The sequence below is a fragment of the Xanthomonas rydalmerensis genome, assembly GCF_033170385.1.
In the GTDB taxonomy this organism is placed as follows: domain Bacteria; phylum Pseudomonadota; class Gammaproteobacteria; order Xanthomonadales; family Xanthomonadaceae; genus Xanthomonas_A; species Xanthomonas_A rydalmerensis.
Window position 1 is genome coordinate 4254379 of the sequence record NZ_CP126170.1, and the last position, 24326, is coordinate 4278704.

Annotated in this window: 20 protein-coding genes; 9 read left to right on the forward strand and 11 right to left on the reverse strand. The window is 69.1% G+C overall.

The features are described 5' to 3' along the window. Positions 1-306: 306 nt before the first annotated feature. From purL to xerD, 3 genes are all read right to left on the reverse strand, one after another. Positions 307-4395: a phosphoribosylformylglycinamidine synthase gene (gene purL / locus QN245_RS18020; RefSeq protein ID WP_317843813.1), complete on the reverse strand. Its 4089-nt coding sequence runs from the start codon at positions 4393-4395 to the stop codon at positions 307-309. Positions 4396-4731: 336 nt separating this feature from the next. After that, positions 4732-5538, reverse strand: coding sequence for a DsbC family protein (locus tag QN245_RS18025; protein WP_160970262.1), 807 nt, complete (start codon positions 5536-5538; stop codon positions 4732-4734). A gap of 100 nt (positions 5539-5638) precedes the next feature. After that, entirely contained in the window at positions 5639-6613 is a 975-nt protein-coding gene (xerD, locus tag QN245_RS18030; protein WP_184448418.1) for a site-specific tyrosine recombinase XerD, read from the reverse strand. Between xerD and QN245_RS18035 the strand changes: the two genes are divergently transcribed. Further along, positions 6612-6857 (forward strand): hypothetical protein, encoded by a 246-nt coding sequence (locus QN245_RS18035; RefSeq protein WP_317843814.1) that lies wholly within the window; start codon positions 6612-6614, stop codon positions 6855-6857. The genes xerD and QN245_RS18035 overlap by 2 nt on opposite strands. Positions 6858-6866: 9 nt before the next feature. After that, positions 6867-7343, forward strand: coding sequence for an RDD family protein (locus QN245_RS18040; RefSeq protein WP_184448420.1), 477 nt, complete (start codon positions 6867-6869; stop codon positions 7341-7343). A gap of 281 nt (positions 7344-7624) precedes the next feature. On the opposite strand, the gene QN245_RS18045 is transcribed toward QN245_RS18040, so the two are convergent. From QN245_RS18045 to lptF, 3 genes are all read right to left on the reverse strand, one after another. Further along, positions 7625-8299 carry a methyltransferase domain-containing protein gene (locus tag QN245_RS18045; protein ID WP_221236415.1) on the reverse strand — a complete coding sequence of 225 codons (675 nt, stop codon included), beginning with the start codon at positions 8297-8299 and terminating at the stop codon, positions 7625-7627. A gap of 262 nt (positions 8300-8561) precedes the next feature. Beyond that, the gene (gene lptG, locus QN245_RS18050) at positions 8562-9668 is read right to left on the reverse strand and encodes an LPS export ABC transporter permease LptG (protein WP_160968937.1); all 1107 of its coding nucleotides are present in this window, start codon (positions 9666-9668) and stop codon (positions 8562-8564) included. Beyond that, complete coding sequence (lptF, locus tag QN245_RS18055; RefSeq protein ID WP_160968935.1) at positions 9665-10750, reverse strand: LPS export ABC transporter permease LptF; 1086 nt, start codon at positions 10748-10750, stop codon at positions 9665-9667. Before lptF ends, lptG begins: the two co-directional genes overlap by 4 nt. A gap of 107 nt (positions 10751-10857) precedes the next feature. On the opposite strand from lptF, the gene QN245_RS18060 reads away from it, so the two are divergent. From QN245_RS18060 to QN245_RS18075, 4 genes are all read left to right on the forward strand, one after another. After that, entirely contained in the window at positions 10858-12342 is a 1485-nt protein-coding gene (locus tag QN245_RS18060) for a leucyl aminopeptidase (protein ID WP_317843815.1), read from the forward strand. A gap of 118 nt (positions 12343-12460) precedes the next feature. Next, positions 12461-12886, forward strand: coding sequence for a DNA polymerase III subunit chi (locus tag QN245_RS18065; RefSeq protein WP_160968945.1), 426 nt, complete (start codon positions 12461-12463; stop codon positions 12884-12886). A 109-nt stretch (positions 12887-12995) separates the two neighbouring features. Next, positions 12996-15980: a valine--tRNA ligase gene (locus QN245_RS18070; protein WP_317843816.1), complete on the forward strand. Its 2985-nt coding sequence runs from the start codon at positions 12996-12998 to the stop codon at positions 15978-15980. Positions 15981-15994: 14 nt separating this feature from the next. Next, a complete protein-coding gene (locus QN245_RS18075; RefSeq protein ID WP_237475394.1) occupies positions 15995-16453 on the forward strand; it encodes a methyltransferase family protein in 459 nt (152 codons plus the stop codon). Between the two features lie 84 nt (positions 16454-16537). On the opposite strand, the gene QN245_RS18080 is transcribed toward QN245_RS18075, so the two are convergent. From QN245_RS18080 to pssA, 4 genes are all read right to left on the reverse strand, one after another. Further along, positions 16538-17692 (reverse strand): pectate lyase family protein, encoded by a 1155-nt coding sequence (locus QN245_RS18080; RefSeq protein WP_184448425.1) that lies wholly within the window; start codon positions 17690-17692, stop codon positions 16538-16540. A gap of 537 nt (positions 17693-18229) precedes the next feature. Further along, positions 18230-18718 (reverse strand): ribosomal protein S18-alanine N-acetyltransferase, encoded by a 489-nt coding sequence (rimI, locus tag QN245_RS18085; protein ID WP_160968927.1) that lies wholly within the window; start codon positions 18716-18718, stop codon positions 18230-18232. Beyond that, a complete protein-coding gene (locus QN245_RS18090) occupies positions 18715-19185 on the reverse strand; it encodes an alanine acetyltransferase (protein ID WP_184645200.1) in 471 nt (156 codons plus the stop codon). The genes rimI and QN245_RS18090 overlap by 4 nt, the downstream gene beginning before the upstream one ends. Positions 19186-19199: 14 nt before the next feature. Beyond that, positions 19200-19976, reverse strand: coding sequence for a CDP-diacylglycerol--serine O-phosphatidyltransferase (pssA, locus tag QN245_RS18095; RefSeq protein ID WP_048491588.1), 777 nt, complete (start codon positions 19974-19976; stop codon positions 19200-19202). Positions 19977-20054: 78 nt separating this feature from the next. Between pssA and QN245_RS18100 the strand changes: the two genes are divergently transcribed. From QN245_RS18100 to QN245_RS18110, 3 genes are all read left to right on the forward strand, one after another. Continuing rightward, positions 20055-20447 carry a DUF4124 domain-containing protein gene (locus QN245_RS18100; RefSeq protein ID WP_160968923.1) on the forward strand — a complete coding sequence of 131 codons (393 nt, stop codon included), beginning with the start codon at positions 20055-20057 and terminating at the stop codon, positions 20445-20447. A gap of 89 nt (positions 20448-20536) precedes the next feature. Beyond that, positions 20537-22231: a proline--tRNA ligase gene (locus QN245_RS18105; RefSeq protein WP_160968921.1), complete on the forward strand. Its 1695-nt coding sequence runs from the start codon at positions 20537-20539 to the stop codon at positions 22229-22231. A gap of 249 nt (positions 22232-22480) precedes the next feature. Beyond that, a complete protein-coding gene (locus tag QN245_RS18110; RefSeq protein WP_317843817.1) occupies positions 22481-22945 on the forward strand; it encodes an H-NS histone family protein in 465 nt (154 codons plus the stop codon). A 60-nt stretch (positions 22946-23005) separates the two neighbouring features. Here the strand turns inward: QN245_RS18110 and QN245_RS18115 are convergent, their stop codons facing one another. After that, entirely contained in the window at positions 23006-24265 is a 1260-nt protein-coding gene (locus QN245_RS18115; protein WP_160968917.1) for a threonine/serine exporter family protein, read from the reverse strand. Between the last annotated feature and the right edge of the window lie 61 nt (positions 24266-24326).

Sequence of the window (24326 nt, forward strand, 5' to 3'; positions counted from 1 at the left end):
GGCGCGCGGTCGGCGCCCGCATGGTCCAACAGTGCCTGGCCTGGCCAGGCACTACGCGGCCGGCCTGTCGGCCAGGCGGACGCAGCGCGCGCGATGCGCCATCGCCTGCCCGCATCGCGTCGCACCTGGGTGCTGAAGGCACAGAGGCGGCGCCCCGATCGGCACCGCTTCCCTCGAACAAGGCCTGATGTCTCCAGCGCGCTGCAGCGTCGCCGTCGCAGGGTGCAAGCACCCCTGCGGCGGATGGCTGCCGCGACCGCCCCCGACCCGCCACGCCCGCCAGGGGCGGACGTGGCGCAGGGGCGCTCAGCCCACCCACACCCGCGCATTGCGGAACATGCGCAGCCACGGCGCCTCGTCCGGCCACTCGGCCGGATGCCAGCTGAGGTTGAGCGAGCGCAGGGTCCGCTCCGGGTGCGGCATCAGGATGGTCACCCGGCCGTCGTCGCTGGTCAGGCCGGTGATGCCGTCGGGCGAGCCGTTCGGGTTCAGCGGGTACTGCGTGGCGACGGCGCCATGGCCGTCGACGAAGCGCAGCGCCACGCGCGCGGCCGCCTGGTCCACCGCACTGTCGAATTCGGCGCGGCCTTCGCCGTGCGCCACCGCCACCGGGATCCGCGAGCCGGCCATGCCGCGCAGGAAGATCGACGGCGACTCCACCACTTCCAGCAGGCTGGTGCGCGCCTCGAACTGCTCGCTGCGGTTGCGCAGGAAGCGCGGCCAGTGCTCGGCACCGGGGATGATGTCCTTGAGCTGGCTGAGCATCTGGCAGCCGTTGCATACGCCCAGGGCGAAGCTGTCGCTGCGCGCGAAGAACGCGGCGAAGGCATCGCGCAGCGCCGGCCGTTCCAGGATCGAGGTGGCCCAGCCGCGGCCGGCACCAAGCACGTCGCCGTAGCTGAAGCCGCCGCAGGCGGCCAGGCCGACGAAGTCGGCCAGGTTCACGCGGCCGGCGATCAGGTCGCTCATGTGCACGTCGAAAGCACGGAAGCCGGCGCGCTCGAACGCATTGGCCATCTCGATCTGGCCGTTGACGCCCTGCTCGCGCAGGATCGCCACCTTCGGCCGCTGGCCGCTGGCGATGAACGGCGCGGCGATGTCCTCGGCCGGGTCGAAGGCCAGCTTCGGCTTCAGCCCGGGCGCGGCGAAGTCGCGCGCCAGCGCGCGTTCCTCGGCGGCACTGTCGGGGTTGTCGCGCAACGTCTGCATGGCGTGGGTGACCGACCACCAGGCATCGAACAGCTCGTCCCAACGCCATTCGGCCAGGGTCTTGCCGCCCAGGCCCACGCGCACCGCCGCGGCGGTGCTGGGGCGTGCGATGCGCTGCGCGCACTCGGTCAGCGCATGGCGCTCGACCAGATCGGCGAACGCGGCGCGGTCTTCCTTGGCGACCTGCACCACCGCGCCCAGTTCCTCGTTGAACAGGCTGCGGAAGGGATCGTCGCCCCAGGCATCGAGGGTGATGTCCAGGCCTTGCCGCGACGCGAACGCCATCTCGCACAGCGCGGCGAACGCGCCACCGTCGCTGCGGTCGTGATAGGCCAACAGCATGCCGGCCTCGCGCGCATCGCGGATCAGCTCGAAGAACGCGCGCAGCCGCTGCGGATCGTCCAGGTCCGGCACCGCGCCGCCGAAGGCCGGCAGCGCGCCGTCGCCATGCACCTGCGCCAGCACCGAACCGCCCAGGCGCTGCTTGCCGCCGCCCAGCCCGATCAGCCACAGCTCACTCTCGGCCTCGCGCGCCAGCAACGGCGTCAGCTGCGCCCGCGCATCGGCGACGGGCGCGAAGGCAGAGACGATGAGGGAGACGGGGGAGACGCTTTTGTGGGTTTCGCTGACGCCGGGAGTGGGGAGTGGAGATTCGGGATTGGCAACAGCACTGTCCGTGCCCGTCGACCCGCTTCCACCAATCCCCAATCCCGCTCGCTCTTCGACGGCCGCAGGCCGGCCATCCCGAATCCCGGCCACACCCCACTGCGCCTGCATCGACAGCGAGTCCTTGCCCACCGGGATGCTCAGGTCCAGCTGCGGGCACAGTTCCATGCCCACCGCCTTGACCGCGGCGTACAGGCGCGCATCCTCGCCGTCGTGGTTGGCCGCGGCCATCCAGTTCGCCGACAGCTTGACCTGGTCCAGCGCCTGCACCGGCGCCGCGCACAGGTTGGTGATCGCTTCGCCCACCGCCATGCGCGCCGCTGCGGCGGCATCGAGCAGGGCCAGCGGGGTGCGCTCGCCGATCGCCATCGCTTCGCCGGCGTGGGTATCGAAGCCGGCCAGGGTGATCGCGCAATCGGCCAGCGGCAGCTGCCACGGGCCGATCATCTGCTCGCGCGCGGTCAGGCCGCCGACGCTGCGGTCGCCGATGGTGACCAGGAAGCTCTTCGCCGCCACGGTCGGATGGGCCAGCACGCGCAAACCCGCCTCGCGCAGGTCCAGCGCATCGGTGTCCAGTTCCGGCCAGCGCGGCGCCGGCGGCTGCCGGGCGTCGCGGTGCATCTTCGGCGGCTTGCCGAAGAGGACGTCCATCGGGAGATCGATGGGGTGCGGGGATTGGGGATTCGGAATTCGGGATTCGTGAGAAGCGGGGGAGCCGGCCGACGTCGTGCCGTTACCAATCCCCAATCCCGACTCCCCAATCCCGCCGCCGAGGACGCCATAGCCCACGACGAGCCGCTCCTCGGCGGTCGCCACACCGACAGCGGCAAACGGGCAGCGCTCGCGTTCGCAGATCGCGGCGAATTCGGCCAGGCGCGCCTGCGGCACGCCGAGCACGTAGCGCTCCTGCGATTCGTTGCACCACAGCTGCATCGGCGACAGCGACGGGTCGTCGCTGGGCACGCGGTCGAGGTCGATGAGGCCGCCCACACCGGAGTCGTGCAGCAGTTCGGGAATGGCGTTGGACAGGCCGCCGGCGCCGACGTCGTGGAACCAGCGGATCGGGTTGTCCGTGCCCAGCGCCACGCAGCGGTCGATGACCTCCTGCACGCGCCGCTCCATCTCCGGGTTGTCGCGCTGCACGCTGGCGAAATCCAGGTCCTCGGCGCTGTCGCCGGAGGCCACCGAACTGGCCGCGCCGCCGCCCAGGCCGATCAGCATCGCCGGGCCGCCGAGCACGATCACCGCATCGCCGGGCTGCAGCGGGATCTTCTCCACCTGCACGCGGTCGATCGCGCCCAGGCCGCCGGCCAGCATGATCGGTTTGTCGTAGGCGCGGGTCAGGTCCTGCGTCTCCGGCAGCTCGAAGCTGCGGAAATAGCCGAGCAGGTTGGGCCTGCCGAATTCGTTGTTGAACGCGGCGCCGCCGAGCGGGCCATCCAGCATGATTTCCAGCGCCGGCGCCATGCGCGGGTTCAGCGGACGCGCGCCCTCCCACGGCTGCGGCAGGCTGGGAATGCGCAGGTGCGAGACGCTGAAGCCGGTCAGGCCGGCCTTGGGCTTGCCGCCACGGCCGGTGGCGCCCTCGTCTCGGATCTCGCCACCGGCACCGGTGGAGGCGCCCGGGAACGGCGCGATCGCGGTCGGGTGGTTGTGGGTCTCGACCTTGATGCAGAACGCCGACGGCGTCACCGCCTCGCTGCGGTATTCGCCGCTGGCCGGATCCGGGCGGTAGCGTGCGGCCGGATGCCCTTCCACCACCGCCGCGTTGTCGCTGTACGCGCTGAGCGTGTGCTGCGGGGTCTGCTGGTGGGTGTGCTTGATCATCCGGAACAGCGAGCGGTCCTGCTCCTTGCCGTCGATGGTCCAGCTGGCGTTGAAGATCTTGTGGCGGCAGTGCTCGGAATTGGCCTGCGCGAACATCATCAGTTCCACATCGGCCGGGTCGCGGCCGAGCTCGCCGAAGCGCTGGCGCAGGTAGTCGATCTCGTCCTGGGCCAGGGCCAGGCCCAGCCGTGCGTTGGCCGCCTCCAACTGGTCCAGCGGGATACGCTCGACCTCGCCACGCGCCGGCGCCTGGAACAGCGCCTGTGCCTGCGCGGCGCCGTCCAGCAGCGACTGGGTCATCGGATCGTGCAGCAGCTTGGCCAGCGCGGCCTGGTCGGCCGGCGCCGCGGGCCAGCCGGCCAGGTCCAGGCGGGTACCGCGCTCGACCCGGCGGATCGCCAGGCCGGCACCCCGGACCAGTTCGGTGGCCTTGCTCGACCACGGCGAGCGCGTGCCCAGCCGCGGCACCACGTAGCGCGAGCAGGTGCCCGCTTCGACCGGCGCCGGCGCGTCCTGCGCCTGCAGGATGCGGCGGGCCGCGACCAGGTCGAGCGCTGCGTCGGGTTCGCTGTCGAGAAAGTAGACGTGCCAGGCGCCGGCGATGCGCACGCCGGGGACGATGGACTGCAGGCGGGTTTCGAGCCGAGCGCGACGGAACGGCGAAAGGGCGGAAGCGCCCTCGAGGACGATCATGTCCGGGGAACCGTGTGAGGAAACGGGCTGGCTATTGTAAGCCGGGATTGGGGATTCGGGATTTGGGATTGGTAAAAGCGGCGTTTCGCGCGCGGACGCTCATCAGGCAACGCCATGAAGATGGCCTGTCCGTGGCGGGGTTGCGGCAACGGGAGCGGAATGGCAGCGCCCCGCGCGGGCACGCTCGCTAGGGACGCACCGAAGGCGTCCTGATCGCAGCGGGCTTAGAGATTCAGGCTCCCGGCTCGGGATGCGGGACGACCACGCGTTGGAGTTCGCCGCAGCAGCGCTCCAGCGAATCCCCAATCCCGAATGCCGAATCCCCGTGCGCGGCCCTTAACGGCTTCCGCCAGCCTTCGCCGCTTCCGCCGCGCGCTTGTCCAGCGCTTCGCGCATCTTGGCCGGGGGCAGGTAGCCGCCGATCTGGGTGCCGTCCGGGGCGAAGATCGCCGGGGTGCCGTTGACGCCCAGGCGCTGGCCCAGGTTGTACTGCATGGTCACCGGGTTCTTGCAGTTGGTCGCGCCCGGCACCTTGCCGCTGCTCTTGGCTTCGGTCAGCGCCTGCTTCTTGTCCGCCGCGCACCACACCGCGACCATGTCCTTGTAGTCCTGGCTGCCCAGGCCCATGCGCGGGAACGCCAGGTATTCCACGGCGATGCCCTGCTTGTTGAGCTCGCCGATCTCGCTGTGCAGCTTGCGGCAGTAGCCGCATTCGATGTCGGTGAACACGCTGATGGTGTACTTGGGATTGGCCGGGGCGAAGACGATGCGATCGGCACGCGGCGCCGACTCCAGCAGCTTGCGGCGATAGCTCAGCAGGCCCTCGCTGGAGGTGAGCTGCTTTTCCTGGATGTCGAACGGCTGCGCCTGGAACAGATAGCGGCCGTCGTCGGACACGTACAGCACCTGCCCACCGACCACCACTTCGCGGAAGCCCGGGAACGGCGCGGCGCCGATGTAGTCGGGCTTGAAGTTGGGATCCAGCTGCAACAGCGCCGAACGCACGCGCTGCTCTCCCGGCGCGCCGCTGGCGGCGGGTGCGGACTTGGCCGAGGCGGCCGCGCCGGCGGGAGGCGTGGTGGACTGTGCGCAGGCGGAGAGCGAAGCCGCGCCCAACAGCGCGCAAAAAGCAAAACGGAGCATTGGCGATCCATGAGGGCTGCGAATCGCCCGATTGTCGCACACCCCCCGGCACGGTCCATGTAGACAGGCTGAGCGGCCAGCGCACGCGCTGGGGCGGCGCTCAACCGCGCGGATGATGCTTGCGGTGCAGGCTCTGCAGGTGTTCGCGCGCGACCAGGGTGTAGATCTGGGTGGTGGACAGCGAACTATGGCCGAGCAGCATCTGCAGCGCGCGCAGGTCGGCGCCACGGTTGAGCAGATGCGTGGCGAAGCTGTGGCGCAGGCCATGCGGGCTGATCCGCGCCGGATCGATCCCGGCCACCGCGGCATAACGCTTGACCAGCACCCAGAACTGCTGGCGGGTCAGCGCGCGCCGCGCGGCGTCGATGAACAGCGGCACCACGCCGTCGCTGGCCGGCACCGGCTGCCCGGCCGCCAGCGCCGGGCGCGCGCTGTCCAGGTAGCGCTGCAGCCAGTGCTGCGATTCCTCGCCCAGCGGCACCAGCCGCTCCTTGCTGCCCTTGCCGGTGACCCGCAGCACGCCCTGGCGCAGGTTCACCGCATTGGCCGGCAGGTTCACCAACTCGCTGACGCGCAGGCCGGCGGCGTACATCAGCTCGAGCATGGCGCGGTCGCGCAGCCCGGCCGGCGCGGTCGCGTCCGGCGCCGCCAGCAGCGCATCGATCTGGCTCTCGGCCAGCGCCTTGGGCAGCGAACGCGGCAGCCGCGGCGGCTCCAGCAGCGCGGTCGGATCGTCGCCGCGCTCGCCGCGGCGCACGCGCAGCGCGAAGAACGCGCGCAGCGACGACAGCCAGCGCGCATTGCTGCGCGGCGAATAACCCAACTCGGTGCGCCAGGCCAGATAGTCGAACAGCGCCTGCCGATCGGCACCGGCCAGGCCGCCACCGGCGCCGTCGCGCCAGCGCGCGAAGCCCTCCAGGTCGCGGCGGTAGCTGTCCAGGCTCTGCCGCGCCAGCCCCTGCTCGGCCCAGGCCGCATCCAGGAACTGCTGGATCGCCACCGCATCGGCCTCGCGCAGCGGCGCGAGCCATTGCGTCTGCTGACGGCGTTCGGCGGGGGAATGCAGGGAGGGCATGCGGGCGGGATTGGGGATTGGGGATTGGGGATTGGGGATTGGGGATTGGGGATTGGGGACTGGAGACTGGGACTGGGACTGGGACTGGGACTGGGACTGGGACTGGGACTGGGACTGGGAAAAGCCTAGCCACTTTGCCTGGGTGTGCAAGGTCGACGTGGCCGGGCAGCGCACCGGGATGGCGTGCGCCAGCAGCACCGCTGCGATGTGCACGGTCCACCGCAACGCGCGCGACTGGCTCTAAGCTGTGCCGATGAGCGCATCGCCTCCCGCTTCCGCCCCCCATCCACGCGCGCTGCTGCTGTGGCGGCTGCTGGCACTGTTCTACGACGCCTGGCCGGTGCTGGCGCTGTGGTTCGTGATCTCGGCGCTGTTTACGCTCGGCTACGCGCTGGAGGGCCATGCGCCGCGCGAGAACATCGCGCCGTTCAGCACCCTGCAGTGGCTGCTGTGGCTGTGCTGCTGGGTGGTGGCCGGCTTGTACGCGACGCTGAGCTGGCGTCGCGGCGGCCAGACCCTGGGCATGCGCCCGTGGCGGCTGCGCCTGCACGGCGCCGACGGCACCACACCGAGCTGGGGCGCGCTGTGGCGCCGCTATCTGGTCGGCACCGTGTCGTTGCTGCTGGGCGGGCTGGGGTTCTGGTGGGCGCTGGTCGATCGGGAGCGATTGACGTGGCATGACAGAGCCAGCGGCACCACTCTGACACGACTGCCGAAAGCCAAACCCTGATCCCAGCACATGGGCGCGCCAAATGCGCCTGCCGCGTCGTGATCTCTGTGGCGCGACATGACCGCATCAGCGGCACACGGCTGACGCGTCAGCCCAAAACGAAATCCTGACCGCACTGCGCCGGCGCGCGGCGGTGCGCCGACAACTTATACCCGTCAGTGCCGCAGCGGCGCGCCCGAAGACGCACGCGGCGTTGCACAACGCCGCCATGGCGCATGACCCGACCGAGAGAACCCGGCATGCCGCGCCTGCGCCAATGCGGTGACCAGCGCGACGGTTGGCTAAACCTTGGTTTGTCCGGTCACGACCCGCTCGATGACCGCCAACCTGACCCTGTCCTCGGGCGAGTCGCTGAGATTCAAGAATCCGTCGACGCCATGCTTCGTGCCGTTGCGGAAATCCTGGAACGTGTCCAGGATCCGGGTCGGGTAGCGCTCGAGATGCTGCGCGTCCTTCAGGAAGACGGTGACGCAGTCGTTCCATTGGTCCAGATACTGATTGCTGACGTAGGACTCGAGCAGCACCGCATCGATCTTGTTCCACTTCGCCCAAGTGACCAACGCCTGACCGGCATCCGGATAGAATCGCCAGCAATCGACCGGATATCGATGGAAATCGCCGTTCGACGGCGTATTCAGGTAGCACAGCCCACCCGGCTTGAGGACTCGCAGGATCTCCAGGAACACGACCCAGAACATTTCCGAATGTTCGAGGCAACTGCTCGACAGCACCATGTCGATGGAGGCATCGTCGAACGGAAGCGAATACGGCGAATCCAGCACGACATCGACGCCATCGCCACTGGCAAAATCCACACCGATGTACTCGAACTGCTCCGGCGTGACCTGGCGCAAGGTGCCGTTGAAATTCCTGGATCCGATCTCGACGACCTTGACGCTCGATTGACTCTTGAATGGCTCGGAGTAAGCGTCAAAAAAACGCTGGCCATTGCTCATTGCAGTGGGATGCATCGAAAACCCTTCCAGGTGGCAATTACACGATTTCAGCCTTCATCGAGCCGACGGACAACGCCGCTCGAAAGACCGCCAATGATGGGGCACACAGGCACTGCCACCCCTGCAGAACGCGCACGATTATTGCCGCATCAGGCAGACGGGGTAAAGGGCGCCCGACGTCGACGACCAACGCCGATGCAGGCCCCAAACGGCTGTGGAACTCCAGGCTCGGCAGTGCCCGGAGCCGCATGGACGACATGCACTAACTGCTGCGTTTGCGGAACAGCAACCAGGACACGGTCAACATCACCAAGGGCGGCAAGGCGTAGGCGATGCGGTAGTCGAACTTCAGGGCGCCGGCCATGCGTCCGAAGAACAGCTGCAGGAGCCAGAACACCAGCGCGAACAGGATGCCCAGGAACAGGCGCTTGCCCATGCCGCCGCTGCGCAGCGCGCCGAACGCGAACGGGATCGCGGCGAAGCACAGCGCCAGCACGTTGAGCGGATAGAACCAACGGCTCCAGTACTGGTCCTCGTAGTCGCGCGCGTCCAGGCCGTTGCGGCGGCGGTATTCGATGCTGGTGTGCAGGTCGCGCGCCGACAGGTTGCGCGGCTTGGCCAGGCCCGAGGCCAGTGCCGCCGCATCCAGGCGCGATTGCCACGGCAGGCTGTCGAACTTCTCGCGCTGCACCGAGCGCTCGGCGAAGGTGTCGCGGTAGGCCTGCTTGAGGGTCCAACTGCTGTGACGGTGCTCGGCGATGGCGGCGTGGGTCAGCGAGGCCAGCCGGCCGCTCTCGTCCAGCGTGTACAGGCGCACGTCGCGCAGCTCCAGCCAGGTGCCGCCATCGTCCTCCAGGTGCTCTTCGCCGGCCTGCGCATTGAGGAAGGTGTTGCCCTCGCGCGCCCACAGCCCGGAATAGCGGGCCATGCTCATGTCGCCGTTGTACTTGGCGTTGGCCTTGATCGCGTCGGCCTGGTTCTGCGCCCACGGCGCCAGGGTCTCGCCGTTGAACACCATGGCCACGGTCAGCACCGCCATGGTCGAGGCCGCGGCCAGGCTCAGCCGGCGCCGCGACAGGCCCAGCGCGCGCAGCGCGGTCAGTTCGGAGGTGGCGGCGAGCTGGCCCAGGCCCATCAGCACGCCGATCACCGCGCCGGTCGGGAACAGGGTGTAGGCGCGGCGCGGCACCGTGTAGGCCACGAACGCGGCGGCATGGCCCAGGCTGTAGCTGCCGGTGCCGATGACCTTGAACTCGTTGGACAGGGCCATGATCACGTCCAGGCCCAGCAGCACCGCCCAGGTCAGCAGCACCGTGCCGAGCACGGCGCGGCCCACGTACACATCGTGCAGGTTCGGACGCAGCCTCATGCCGGCTGCCTCCGCGGCCGCGACAGCCGGCCATCGCGCAGGTACATCCACACCGCCAGCGCCAGCAACGGCAGCGTCAGCCACCACAGGCCGAGCGCACGCGGCAGCTTCTCGGTGCTCAGCCACTGGGTGCCGAGGAACATCAGGTTGGTGCCGACCAGGTAGGCCAGGAACGCCAGCATGATCCGGCCGTAGCGCTGCTGCCGCGGCGAACTGCGCGACAGCGGCAGGGTCAGCAGGGCGAAGGCCAGCGCCAGCAACGGCGGTGCCAAGCGCGCGTGCAGCTGCGCATTGGCCTGCGGGCGCGGATCGCCGATCAGCTTGCCGGTGGGCAGCAGTTCGGGGTCATCGTCCTTGCGCGCGGCGTTGCGGTCGGGCAGCGCCACGTCGTTGCTGACGAACCGCATCATCCGGTAGTCCAGTCCGTCGCCGGCCAGCGGGCCCTCGACCCGGTAGCCATCCTCCAGGCGCAGGTAGCGGTCGGCCTTGCCCTCGAAGAACATGGCGCCGCGCTGCGCGGTGACCACGTCCAGGCGGCCGTCCTTCTGGCGCTGCATGAACACCTTGCTGAGCTTGGTGCCGTCCCCGGACAGGGTGCTGATGTAGACGATGCCGCCATCGGACAGCGGGGTGAAGCGCCCCGCCTCCAGCCCGGCCATCAGCAGGCTGTGGTTGGCCTCGTCGATCAGCCGGTCGGAGGTGCGGTCGGCCCAGGGGCCCAGCCACAGCGAGCACATGCCGACCAGGGTCACCACCGGGATCACCAGCATCAGGATCGGCCGCAGCAGGCGCCGCGGACCGACGCCGATGGCGGTGATCACGGCCATTTCCGAGTCGCGGTACAGGCGCGCGAGCGCCAGCAGCAGGCCCAGCATCAGCGCCAGCGGCAGGATCAGCGGCAGGTACACCACGAACTGCAGGCCCAGCTGTGAAAACAACAACTTGGCCGGGATGCGGCCATCGGCGATGTTGCCCAGGATGTCCACCAGCACACCACCGACGCTGACCACCAGCAGCACGATCAGGGTGGCAGAGAAGCTCTGGACGAAATCGCGCAGCAGGTATCGATCGAGCTTCGGCATGGGGGTGGGTTGATTTAAACTCTCGGATTCGTTCGCGGCTGCCCCAGCCTATCCGACTGGGGGTAAAGAGTCCGCGATTGTACGGATTTGCCAACGGAATCTGATCAATGGCCCTGGAATTCACCCTGAACCACGACGCCCCGGCTACCGCGGCGTTCGACTGCATCGTCGTCGGCGTGTTCGCCGACAAGCGCCTGTCCCCGGCCGCCCAGGCCCTGGACGCGGCCAGCGGCGGACGCCTGACCGCCCTGGCCGAGCGCGGCGACGTCAGCGGCAAGACCGGCGCCACCGCCCTGCTCCACGACCTGCCCGGCGTGAAGGCGCCGCGGGTGCTGGCGGTGGGCCTGGGCGACGCCGCCAAGTTCGGCGTGCCGCAGTACCTGAAGGCGGTCGGCGACGCCGCGCGCGCCCTCAAGAGCGGGCCGGCGGGCAGCGCGCTGCTGACCCTGAGCGAGCTGGAGGTGAAGGGCCGCGACCAGGCCTGGGCGATCCGCCAGGCGGTGATCGCCAGCGACCACGCCTGCTACCGCTACACCGCCACCCTCGGCAAGAAGAAGCCCGACGACAGCGGCCTCGCCCGCCTGGCCGTGCACGGCAACGACGCCACCGCGCTGGCCCAGGGCGAAGCGATCGCCGCCGGCGTGACGTTCGCCCGCGAACTCGGCAACCTGCCGCCGAACCTGTGCACCCCGGCCTACCTGGCCGAGACCGCGGCCGCCTTCGCCCAGGGCGTGGAGGGCGCCGAGGCCGAGATCCTCGACGAGACGCAGATGCAGGAACTGGGCATGGGCTCGCTGCTGGCGGTGGCGCGCGGCTCGGCCAACCGCCCACGGCTGCTGGTGCTGAAGTGGAACGGTGGCGGCGACGCCCAGCCCTACGTGCTGGTCGGCAAGGGCATCACCTTCGACACCGGCGGCGTCAACCTGAAGACCCAGGGCGGCATCGAGGAGATGAAGTACGACATGTGCGGTGGCGCCAACGTCATCGGCACCTTCGTCGCCGCCGCGACCGCGCGCCTGCCTCTGAACCTGGTGGTGGTGGTGCCGGCGGTGGAGAACGCGATCGACGGCAACGCCTACCGCCCGTCGGACGTGATCACCAGCATGTCCGGCAAGACCATCGAGGTCGGCAACACCGACGCCGAAGGCCGCCTGATCCTGTGCGACGCGCTGACCTACGCCGAACGCTTCAAGCCTGCGGCGCTGATCGACGTGGCCACCCTCACCGGCGCCTGCATGGTCGCCCTCGGCCACCAGACCGCCGGGCTGATGAGCAAGCACGACGACCTGGCCGCCGAACTGCTGGCCGCCGGCGAGCACGTGTTCGACCGCGCCTGGCGCCTGCCGCTGTGGGACGAGTACCAGGGCCTGCTGGATTCCAGCTTCGCCGACGTCTACAACATCGGCGGCCGCTGGGCCGGCGCGATCACCGCCGGCTGCTTCCTGTCGCGCTTCACCGAAGGCCAGCGCTGGGCGCACCTGGACATCGCCGGCGTGGCCAGCGACGAAGGCAAGCGCGGCATGGCCACCGGCCGCCCGGTGGGGTTGCTGTCGCAGTGGTTGCTCGACCGCGCCGCAGGCGGCGCGGCGTGATTGGGGAGTCGGGATTGGGGATTCGCCAAGCGACTGGCGGCGTGTTCGCTGCACAACGTCGCCAGGTAAGCGCACTCCGCCGTTGCCAATCCCCAATCCCCAATAACGAATCCCAGCCCTGATGCGCGCCGACTTCTATCTGATCGCCAAGCCGCGGTTCCTCAACGAACCGTTGCGACTGGTGTGCGAGCTGGCGCGCAAGGCCAACGACGCCAACCTGTGGACGCTGGTGCTGGCGCGCGACATGGCCCAGGCCGAGGAACTGGACGAGTTGTTGTGGGCGTTCGATGCCGACGCCTACATCCCGCACCAGATCGCCGATGCCGATGCCGACGAAGAAGAGGCGCAGGTGCTGATCGTCCCGCCCGGCGTCGACGCACCGGAGCGGCCGCTGGTGATCAACCTGCGCGATGCGCCCTACCTAGGCGCCTGCGAGCGCGTGCTGGAAGTGGTCCCGGCCGACCCGTCCGCGCGCGAACCGCTGCGCGAGCGCTGGAAGCAGTACAAGGCCCAGGGCTACGCGGTCAGCAAGCACGATATGTGAGGAGCCGGGATTGGGGATTGGGGATTCGGGATGGGTCCCTGCTCCGCCCCATCATCGGCACCGCACGGCAACGAATCCCGAATCACGACTCCCCAATCCCGGCTTCCCCATGACCACCCTCGCCTCCAGCTACGATCCCAAGTCCTTCGAATCGCGCCTGTACGCGCAATGGGAAGCGTCCGGTTACTTCGCGCCGTCCGGGAAGGGCGAACCGTATACCGTGCTGCTACCGCCGCCGAACGTGACCGGCACGCTGCACATGGGCCACGCCTTCCAGCAGACGCTGATGGATGCGCTGGTGCGCTACCACCGCATGCGCGGCTTCGACACGCTGTGGCAGGTCGGCAGCGACCACGCCGGCATCGCCACCGAGATGGTGGTGTCGCGCAACCTGACCCTGGAAGGCAAGGGCGAGACCCGCGATTCTCTGGGCCGCGACGGCTTCATCGCCAAGGTCTGGGAGTGGAAGCAGCACTCCGGCGACACCATCGAGCGGCAGATGCGCCGCCTCGGCACCTCGGCCGACTGGTCGCGCAGCACCTTCACCATGGATCCGCAGCCGTCGGCGGCGGTGATCGAGGCCTTCGTGCGCTGGCACGAACAGGGCCTGATCTACCGCGGCCAGCGCCTGGTCAACTGGGACCCGGTGCTGAAGACCGCGATCTCCGACCTGGAAGTGGAGAACGTGGAGGAAGACGGCTTCCTGTGGTCGATCGCCTACAAACTGGAAGATGGCGCCAGCTACGAGCACGTCGAGCACGACGCCGACGGCAACGAGACCCTGCGCGAAACCCGCGACTACCTGGTGGTCGCCACCACCCGCCCGGAGACGCTGCTCGGCGATACCGCGGTGATGGTGCATCCGGAAGATGCGCGCTACGCGCACCTGATCGGCAAGACGGTGACGCTGCCGCTGACCGGCCGCCGCGTGCCGGTGATCGGCGACGATTACGTCGACCGCGCGTTCGGCACCGGCGTGGTCAAGGTGACCCCGGCGCACGACTTCAACGACTACCAGGTCGGCGTGCGGCATGGGTTGCCGATGATCAACATCCTGACCCCGGATGCCAAAATTATTGGCGGCTCTGGTCAGCACGTCATTCCGAGTTCCGATCGCACCGCTCCTTTTGCATTGGGCGTCAGGGACGCTCACGGATTGGAGGCCATTCCCGACAAGTACCGCGGCCTGGACCGCTACGATGCGCGCAAGGCGGTGCTGGCCGACCTCGAAGACCTCGGCATCCTGGTCGAGACCAAGCCGCACAAACTGCAGGTGCCGCGCGGCGACCGTACCGGCCAGGTGATCGAGCCGTACCTGACCGACCAGTGGTTCGTGAAGATGGACGCGCTGGCCAAGCGCGGCCTGGAGCTGGTCGAGTCCGGGCAGATCCAGTTCGTGCCGCCGAACTGGATCAACACCTATCGCCACTGGATGGAGAACATCCAGGACTGGTGCATCAGCCGCCAGCTGTGGTGGGGCCATCGCATTCCGGCCTGGTTCGACGACGCCGGCAACTGCTACGTCGGCCGCGATGAGGCCGATGCGCGCGCCAAGGCTGGCCTCGGCGCCGACGTCGCCCTGCACCAGGACAGCGACGTGCTGGAGACCTGGTTCTCCTCGCAGCTGTGGCCGTTCGCGACCATGGGCTGGCCGGAGCCGCAGGCGATGGCCGAGCGCGGCTTCGACCGCTACCTGCCGTCGAGCGTGCTGGTCACCGGCTTCGACATCATCTTCTTCTGGGTGGCGCGCATGATCATGGCCACCGACAGCTTCACCGGGAAGGTGCCGTTCCGCGACGTCTACATCACCGGCCTGATCCGCGACAAGGACGGGCAGAAGATGTCCAAGTCCAAGGGCAACGTGCTCGATCCGCTGGACATCATCGACGGCATCAGCATCGAGGACCTGGTCGCCAAGCGCACCACCGGGCTGATGCAGCCGCGCATGGCCGAGAAGATCGAGAAGGCCACGCGCAAGGAATTCCCCGAGGGCATCATCGCCCACGGCGCCGATGCGCTGCGCTTCACCATCGCCGCGCTGGCCGGCCACGGCCGCGACATCAAGTTCGACCTGGGCCGCGCCGAGGGCTACAAGAATTTCTGCAACAAGCTGTGGAATGCCAGCCGCTTCGTGCTGATGAACACGCGCCAGGAAGATGCGGACGCGGCGACAATCACGAACGCGTCGCCACGCGCCCAGATGGCGAACCACGCGGACACCGCTTTGAATGCCGGTTCAGCCACGCAACAGCCGGTGACCGATGCCGAGAAGTGGATCCTGCTGCGCCTGCAGGCGGTCACTGCCGAGGCACAGGCGCAGTTCGCCGCATACCGCTTCGACCTGCTCGCGCAGTGCCTGTACGAATTCGCCTGGAACGAGTTCTGCGACTGGTTCCTGGAACTGACCAAGCCGGCGCTGAACGGCGACGACGCGGCGGCCGCCGACAGTACCCGCCATACCCTGCTGCATGTGCTGGAAACCCTGCTGCGCCTGCTGCATCCACTGACCCCGTTCGTCACCGAGGAACTGTGGCAGCAGGTGGCGCCGCGCCTGGGCATCGCCGCGCCGACCATCTCGCTGCAGCCGTACCCGGACGCGGCGGCGATGGACGTGACCGGCTACGACGGCGCCGCGGCCGACGTGGAATGGCTGAAGGCGATGGTGTCGGCGCTGCGCCGCGTGCGCAGCGAATTGCAGGTGGCGCCGTCGCGGCAGGTGCCGCTGCTGCTGCAGGGCGGCCAGGCGCAGGACCGCGCGCGGGTCGAACGCTTTGCCGCGCAACTGCGCTTCCTGCTCAAGCTCGAGGCCATCCAGTGGCTGGATGACGGCGCGACCGCGCCGGCCGCAGCCACCGCGATCGTCGGCGAACTGAAACTGCTGGTGCCGCTGGAAGGCCTGGTCGACCTGGATGCCGAACGCCTGCGCCTGGACAAGGAGATCGCCCGCGTCGCGTCCGAGAAGGACAAGAGCGAAGCCAAGCTGGGCAAGTTCACCGACAAGGTGCCGGCCGCGGTGATCGAGCAGGAACGCCAGCGCCTGGCCGACTGGAGCGCGCAGTTGGACGGCCTGCGCGAGCAGCGCGCCAAGCTGTAGCCAGGCAGGGCGGCATGCGCATGCGCTGGCGCGTGCCGCCACCGTTACTCGTGCTGGTCGGTGCGGCAGGCGCCTGGGTCGCGGCCCGGGCATGGCCCGCGCCGACCTTGCTACTGCCGGGTCAACGCGCGCTGGGCGTGGTGCTGATCGTGGCTGGCGTGATCGCCAACGTGGCACCGAAACGGCATTTCCGCCGCGCCGGCACCACGGTGAACCCGCTGCAGCCGCACCGCGCCAGCGCGCTGGTGCAGTCCGGGCTGCATCGGCATTCGCGCAACCCGATGTACGTGGGTCACGCGCTGATGTTGCTGGGGTGGCTGCTGTGGCTCGGCCATCCCGCCGCCGGCGTGGCCCTGGCCAGTTACCTGCTGTACGTCGATCGCGTGCAGATTCCGCGCGAGGAAGCGGCGTTGCAAGCGCGCTTCGGCGCCGCGTATGTCGATTACTGCCGACGCGTGCGTCGCTGGCTGTAGAACACGCACTGCCCGCCGGGCACGATGCCCCCACCCCTCTCCACGCCGCCGCCCGGCCTTGCGGGCGGCGGCGCAGCGACGCCCTCAGAGTTTGCCGGCGCCGGCCTTGGCCTTGACGTCCGCCGCCACCTTGTTCGCCGGCAGCAGCGAATAGGTGTACGGCGGGGTCCAGCCGATGTTGTTGTTCCAGGAACAGGTCAGCGCCTGGCCGTTGAGCAGCGAGCCGAAGTCGCGGTAGACGCTGCCGCCGTAGTCGGCCGCGATCTTGTCGCAGCTGCTCACGCCGCTGATGTCGAAGACGTTGTTCTCGGAGAAGATCTTCGACTCCTTGCCCACGCCGTGCGCGTAGGAGAACGGATACACCGCGTTGCTGGTGCTGCCCACGTGGTAATTGTTGTAGAGGTGCACCTGGCCGAAGCGCACCCGCGGCGCGCGCGCGGAGATGTTCTCGAACAGGGTGTTGTGGATGGTCACCTTGAGCTTGCCGCTGTCGGTGCTGGAGGCGCTGTCGCTGGAGCCGATCAGGTTGTTCTTCTCGTGCGACTTGAACGCCGAGTAGGACACGGTGACGTAGTTGGCGCCCTTCTTGATGTCCAGCGCGCCGTCGTGGTGCTGTTTGGGTCGGCCGTTGGCGGTGCCGTTCTGGTCGTCGGTGCGGCGGCCGTCGGTGAAGGTCACATGGTCCACCCACACGTTGCTGGCGCCCTCGATGGTCATGCCGTCGTATTCGGAATTCCAGTTGCCGGCGCTGCCGTCGTTCGGATCCCACACCGGTTGCGGATCCCACGGATTCTCGATGGTCAGGTTGCGCACGATCACGTCGTTGGCCTTGACGTAGAAATAGCCCTCGCGGATCTCGGCGTTGCTGCCGACGCCGATCAGCGTGGTCTTGGTGGGCACGTCCAGGCGCGCGCGGCTCTTCATGTCCGCGGTGGTGCTGTACGGCGTGCCTTCGCTGATGTCGATGATGCCGTTGACCTTGATGATGCGGCCGTTGCTGCCGGCGCTGGCCTTCAGCGCGGCCTTCAGCTGCGCCGCGGTGCTGACGCTGTAGACATCGGCGGCGGCGGCCTTGGAGCCGCCCTTGGTGCCGCCGTTCTGCGTCGCCCAGCCGGTGCTGGCGACCTCCAGGCTGGCGTCGGCATGGGCGGCGCCGGCGATGCCGGCCAGGCACAGGGCCAGGCCAAAGGTGCGCAGCGGCGAGCGCGGCGATGGAGCGATGCGGGACTGCGTGGTCATCCTGGAAACCTCGTGAGCATGCGTGGTTTGGACGCAGGCGCGCGCGCTCCGCAGCAGCGGAATGCACGGCGACGCCTGCGCGGTCGCTGTCCCCTCGGACAACTGCGGGTCATGCCTTCGTGGGAGGCAGGCGCCGAAGAGGCGCGCACTGTAGGGACCGCGCGGCGTATGTAAAGGGACGATGTAGACACCCACGATCCAGCCGCACGATATGGGAGCCGCGTCGCACGAATTGCCTGCGCGCAACAGCGCGCCGCAGTGCCATCGCTGCGGGACAACAACGCTGTCCCACCGACAGAAGGCGACATTGCAGAGCTCGCCTGCGACGGCGCAAAAACGCCGGGAAAACCACAACAGGCGGGTAACGGCACACGTCGGTCATCGCCGATCGACGCGCACGCAGCGCAGCACATTGCACCGGCCAGACGCAGGCCAGCACTCACCCACACCGGCCGCTTGCGCCGATGCCTTCCGCACACACGCGGCGGCACCGCTCGAATGAAACCGCACGTCGCCCGTGGCGGACGCGCAGAGGCCTCAGGACATGCCGTCGAAGAACAGCTCGATCGCCATCACCAGCGCGTCCTCGCGGCCGTTCGCGGCCGGGTAGTAGCGCGGGCGCCGGCCGATCTCGTTGAAGCCTTCGCTGTGGTACAGGGCGATCGCATTGGGATTGGATGGGCGCACTTCCAGGAATACCCGGCGCGCGCCGAGGTCGACGCCGTACTTGATCAGCGCGCGCAGCAGCAGTCGGCCATAGCCGCGCGACTGCCGCTCCGGCGCCACGCAGACGTTGAGGATGTGCGCCTCGTCAGCAGCGACGCTGATCACCCCGTAGCCGACGATCGTGCCCTCCTCCACCAGCACCCAGCCCGGGTAACCGGCCTGCAGGCAGTCGCGGAAGATGCCGCGGGTCCAGGGGAAGGGATAGGCGCGGCGCTCGATCTCCATCACCGCATCCAGATCGGTTTCGCGCAAGGCGCGCAGCGTGGCCGCTGGTGCAGGCGCCGACCCGAGCGCGCTCATCGCGGCGTCCGCTTGCGCAGCGCGCGCAGCTGCGGCCACAGCGCGCGCTTGGCCGCCGCATTGCCGCGCAGTTCGTCCAGCGGCCAGGTCGCCATCAGCGCCTGCGTGGCCGGATCGTTGGGATTGAGGCCGGAAGCGCGCAGCAAGGCGATCTGCAGGCGATCGGGCAGGCGCAGGCCGACCCGACGCGCCGCTGCCGCAGGTGCCGCACGCACCGCGTCCGGCGCTTCCGCCGGTGGCGGCGGCGCCGACGCGCGGCGCCGTTCCGGCAACTCGGCGGCCGGCAGCTCGACGGCGCGGCCTCCCCGCGGTGGCGCCGATCCAGGCGCCGACCGCTGTACCGGCGCGACGGGCTCCACCTCCGGCGTCGGCGCCGGTTCGATCACCGCCGCGGCATCCACGTACACGGTGTGGCCGAGCGCCTGCAGCCAGCCGACCTGCTCGGCCGACCACAACGGCGCATCCATGGACGCGTGCTCGCTCATGTCGCGTCCGGCACCTTGCGCCAGCGCCGCCACAGCCACAGGCAGGGCCCGGACAGCGCGTACAACACGCCGATCGCCAGCAGCGCCCGCGCCAGGTCGATCACCAGCACCGCCAGCACGATCGGCGCCAGCACCAGCATCAGGAACGGCACCCGGTCGGTGCGCGGGCCCTTCTCGCCGCTGCCCTTGAAGCTCCAGAAGCGGATGCGGCTGACCATCAGCAGCGCCGCGGTCACGGTCAGGCCCAGCGCCACGTAACGCAGCTGTTCGCCGTCCCAGCCCAGCGAGCCGTCGGCGAAGGACCACACGAAGGCCATCATCAGCCCGGCCGCGGCCGGGCTGGCCAGGCCCACGAACCAGCGCTTGTCGACCGTGCCGACCTGGGTATTGAAGCGGGCCAGGCGCAGCGCGGCGCAGGCCGCGTACAGGAACGCCGCCGACCAGCCGACCCGGCCCAGCATGCTGCCATCGAACTTCAGCGCCGACAGCGACCAGTGGTACATCACCAGCGCCGGCGCCATGCCGAAGCTGACCAGGTCGGCAAGCGAGTCGTACTGCACGCCGAATTCGCTGCTGGTGCCGGTCAGCCGCGCCACGCGCCCGTCCAGCCCGTCCATCACCGCGGCCACGAACACCGCCACGCTGGCGTGCACGAACTGGCCGTTGGCGGCGGCGATGATGGCGTAGAAACCGGAGAACAGGCCGGCGGTGGTGAACAGGTTCGGCAGCAGGTAGATGGTGCGCGAACGGGGGGGCGGTCGGGATGAGTCCATCCCGTCAGTCTAATCGACTTGCCAGGCCCGTCGGCGGGTGCTGCAATCGGCGCTCCCGCCGCGCCCCTGGAGACCGCGATGCGCGCCCTGCCCCGGTTTTGCTGCCTGCCCCTGCTCGCCGTCAGCGGCATGCTCGGCGCCACCACCCTGTACCAATGGAAGGACGCGCAGGGCGTCACCCACTATGCCGAGACCCCGCCCCCCGGCGGCAAGTACCAGGTCCGCAAGGTCGACACCCGCGGCGACGCCCCGGCCGAGACGCCCGAGGCGGCCCCGGCCGAGAACGGCCAGTGCCTGACCGCGCGCAAGAACCTGGACATCCTCAACAAGCCCGGCAAGATCACCACCGACAGCGATGGCGACGGCAAGCCGGACGGGGAACTGGACGAATCCCAGCGCGGCGCGCAGAAGGCCCTGGCCGAGGCCGCGATCAAGGCCTACTGCTCGCCGGCGGCCGCACCCGCCAAGTAACCCGAACGCGCGGCGCCGGCCGCGGGCAATGCCCGCAGCGCCGGCAATGACTGGCAAAATGGGCGACCCGCCGTCTGCGAAGCCCCTCGATGCGCCTTTCCCAGTTCCACCTGCACACCACCAAGGAAACCCCGGCCGACGCCGAACTGGTCAGCCACCAGCTGATGCTGCGTGCGGGCATGATCCGCAAGCTCGCCTCCGGCCTGTACACCTGGTCGCCGCTAGGCCTGCGCGTGCTGCGCAAGGTGGAAGCGGTGGTGCGCGAGGAAATGAACCGCGCCGGCGCGGTGGAAGTGCTGTTCCCGACCATCCAGCCGCGCGAGCTGTGGGATGCCACCGGGCGCTGGAGCAAGTTCGGCGGGCTGATGCTGCGCATGCAGGACCGCAAGGAGCAGGACTACTGCTACAGCCCGACCGCCGAAGAGGCCGCCGCCGATTTCGCGCGCCAGGAACTCAACAGCTACAAGCAGCTGCCGGTCAACTTCTACCAGATCCAGACCAAGTTCCGCGACGAGATCCGGCCGCGCTTCGGGGTGATGCGCGCGCGCGAGTTCCTGATGAAGGACGCCTACTCGTTCCACCTGAGCGATGAAGACCTGGCGCGCGAATACGAGAACATGAAGGCGGCCTACATCCGCATCTTCACCCGCCTGGGGCTGCAGTTCCGCGCGGTGCAGGCCGATTCCGGCGACATCGGCGGCGACGCCTCGCAGGAATTCCACGTGCTGGCCGAGTCCGGCGAGGATTCGCTGGCGTTCTCCACCGGCTCGGACTACGCGGCCAACGTCGAAGCCGCGGTCGCCGCGGCACCGGCGCCGCGCGCGGCGGCAAGCGAGGAGCTGCGCAAGGTCGCCACGCCCACCCAGAAGACCTGCGAGGCGGTGGCCGAGCTGCTCGGCATCCCGCTGCAGCGCACGGTCAAGTCGGTGGCGGTGATGGCCGGCGAGCGCTTCGTGCTGGCGCTGGTGCGCGGCGACCACACGGTCAACGAGATCAAGCTGGGCAAGGTCGCCGGCCTGGCCGGCTACCGCATGGCCAACGAGGCCGAGATCCTCGCGCATCTGGGCAGCGAGCCGGGCTTCCTCGGCCCGCTGGGTCCGCGCCAGCCGATCCGCGTGGTCGCCGACCGCGACGTCGCGGCGCTGGCCGACTTCGTGGTCGGGGCCAACGAACGCGGCTTCCACCTGGCCGGGGTCAACTGGGGCCGCGACCTGCCGGAACCGGACGCCGTGGCCGACCTGCGCAACGTGGTCGAGGGCGAGCGCGCCCACGACGGCGGCGAGATCCGCCTGGCCCGCGGCATCGAGGTCGGCCATGTATTCCAGCTCGGCCGCCAGTACGCGCAGGCGCTGGATGCCACCGTGGTCGACGAGCACGGCAAGACCGTGACGCTGGCGATGGGCTGCTACGGCATCGGCATTTCCCGCATCGTCGCCGCGGCGATCGAGCAGAACCACGACGACGCCGGCATCCGCTGGCCGCAGCCGATGGCGCCGTGGACGGTGGCGGTGTGCGTGATCAATCCCAAGCGCGACCCGGCGGTCGACGCCGCCGGCGAGGCGTTGCTGGCGGAACTGCAGCAGGCCGGGCTCGATGCGGTGCTGGACGACCGCGGCCTGCGCCCCGGCGCGATGTTCGCCGATATCGAATTGATCGGCGTTCCGCACCGGGTGGTGGTCTCGGAACGGGGTTTGGCCGCCGGTACGTTCGAATATCGCGCGCGCAGCGGCGGCGATGCCGAACACCTGGACCGCGCCGCCTTGCTGGCGCGATTGCAGGGGTAATGTCTGGGGCCGGGAGATTATCCCGGCCCTTTTTCTTTACGCGCTCATCACGCTCGCAAGCGAATTCTCCGGATATCGCTGCAATTGAATACATCCCGTATAAGCGGATCGGGAAATGGTGCAGCGGTATCCCGCTTGCAGATGCCTGCCGGGAATAAGCCGAATATTTGTCAAACCGATAACACATCATTATCATTCTGCGCTGGCCAGGGAATGGCGGAAGGCCACCACCCATTTTCCGGAGTAAAGATGACCATCGATCTCAGCGGCCTGTCGGCCAAGCAATTGGGCGCGCTCATCAAGACCGCCAAGAAGCAGCAGTCCATCGTCGCCAAGCGCCCCCCCATCGCCAAGGTCCGCACCCAGCTGACCCGCCTGGCCAAGAGCCACGGCTACAGCATCGAGGAAGTCTTCGGTGGCGCCGCCCCCACCGCACGTGGCCGCAAGGCCGGCAAGCCGGGTCCGAAGCCGGGCCGCAAACTGGGCAAGGTTCCGCCGAAATACCGCAATCCCGCCAATGCCGCCGAAACCTGGACCGGCCGCGGCAAGCAGCCGCGCTGGCTGGCCGATCTGGTCGCCAAGGGCAAGAAGGTCGACGATTTCCTGATCGCCGGCGGCGCTGCCAAATCCGCCGCGCCGGCCAAGAAAACCGCCAAGAAGGCGGTCAAGCGCGTGGTCAAGAAGGCCAGCAAGAGCGCCGCGCCGAAGGCCTGATCCGCCGCGGTGACCGCAGTGAAAAACGCCGGCGCATGCCGGCGTTTTTTATTACCGGATTCAAAGATTCTTGCGCGCCGGTACCAGCAGATTGCCGAAAAGCAGGCCGGCGACCAGCGCCATCACGATATTGGTCACCGTCAGCAGTGCCGATTGCCCGACGAGCACGTCCTGCTGCTGCACCAGGGTCAACAGTCCGCGCAGACTGGCGCTGCCGGGCACCAGCATGATGATGCCCGGCAACCGGACCAGGGCCCCTGGCCGGTGCACGATGCGGCCGAACAGATTGCCGGCCGCGGTCAACACCATCGCCGACAGGAAGATGCCGACCGGGCTGCCCCAGGCGTCGCCGGCGAAGCGCGCGATCGCATAACCGGCTACCGATGCGGCCATCACGAACGGATAATCGCGGCCGCTGGCCTTGAACAGCAGCGCGAACGCATAGGCGGCGACCAGCAGCGAGGCCCATTCCACCCAGCCGTGCTGCGGCCGCGACGCCCGCACCATCGGCTCCAGGCCGAGCAGTTGCGCCAGGGTCACCGCGATCACCGCGCCGACGGTCAGCTTGAGGACGGTGGTGACCGCGCCGGCGAAGCGCGCCGTGCCCGAGACCCAGTGCTGGCTGGTCAGTTCGTTGACCGCATTGGTCAGCGCCATCCCCGGCAGCAGCACCACCAGCGAGGCGATGATCACCGTATTGAGATTGAGCGGCGCCACAAAACTGGCCACCAGGGTCGCGACGAAACCGGCCAGCAGCGCCGCCAGCGCGTCGTTGGCTTCCTTGGTCGCCGGGCGCTTGTCGGTGAGTTGGGTCAGCACGCCGATCAGCAGGCCGATCACCGTGGCGGTGGCGATGTCCAGCCACGGCAGGCGCCACAGCCCGGCCACGCCGGCCGCGGCCAGGCCGAAGCCGAGCACCTGCATCGCCACCCAGCGCCGCCCCGGCGGCTGGTCCAGCTGGCGCAGCGCGGTGTGGCCCTGGGCCACGCTCATGCGCCCACTGGCCACGTCGTCGGCGATGCGGTCGGCGACGCTGAGCTTGTGCAGGTCGTTGTCGCCCGGCGCCAGCCGCACCACGCGGGTGATGTCGCTGGAGCCGATCGCCTTGGTCGGGTCGCTGAAGCTGAGGATCAGCCCGGTCGGGTTGGACCAGGGTTCGCAATCCAGGTCCAGTTGCTGCGCCAGCGCCACCACCGCCGCCTCCAGCCGCTGCGCGGTGGTGCCATAGGTGTGCAGTCGCCCGGCGATGTCCGAGACGAAGGCGATGCGCTGCGCGTAGGTCGCGTTGGCGGAAGGACTGACGGTGGGAGCGGCGGGCATGTCGGCTAGTATGGCGCGAACGCCGCGCCCGGCCACCCCGTCGCGATCACCACATCTGCAA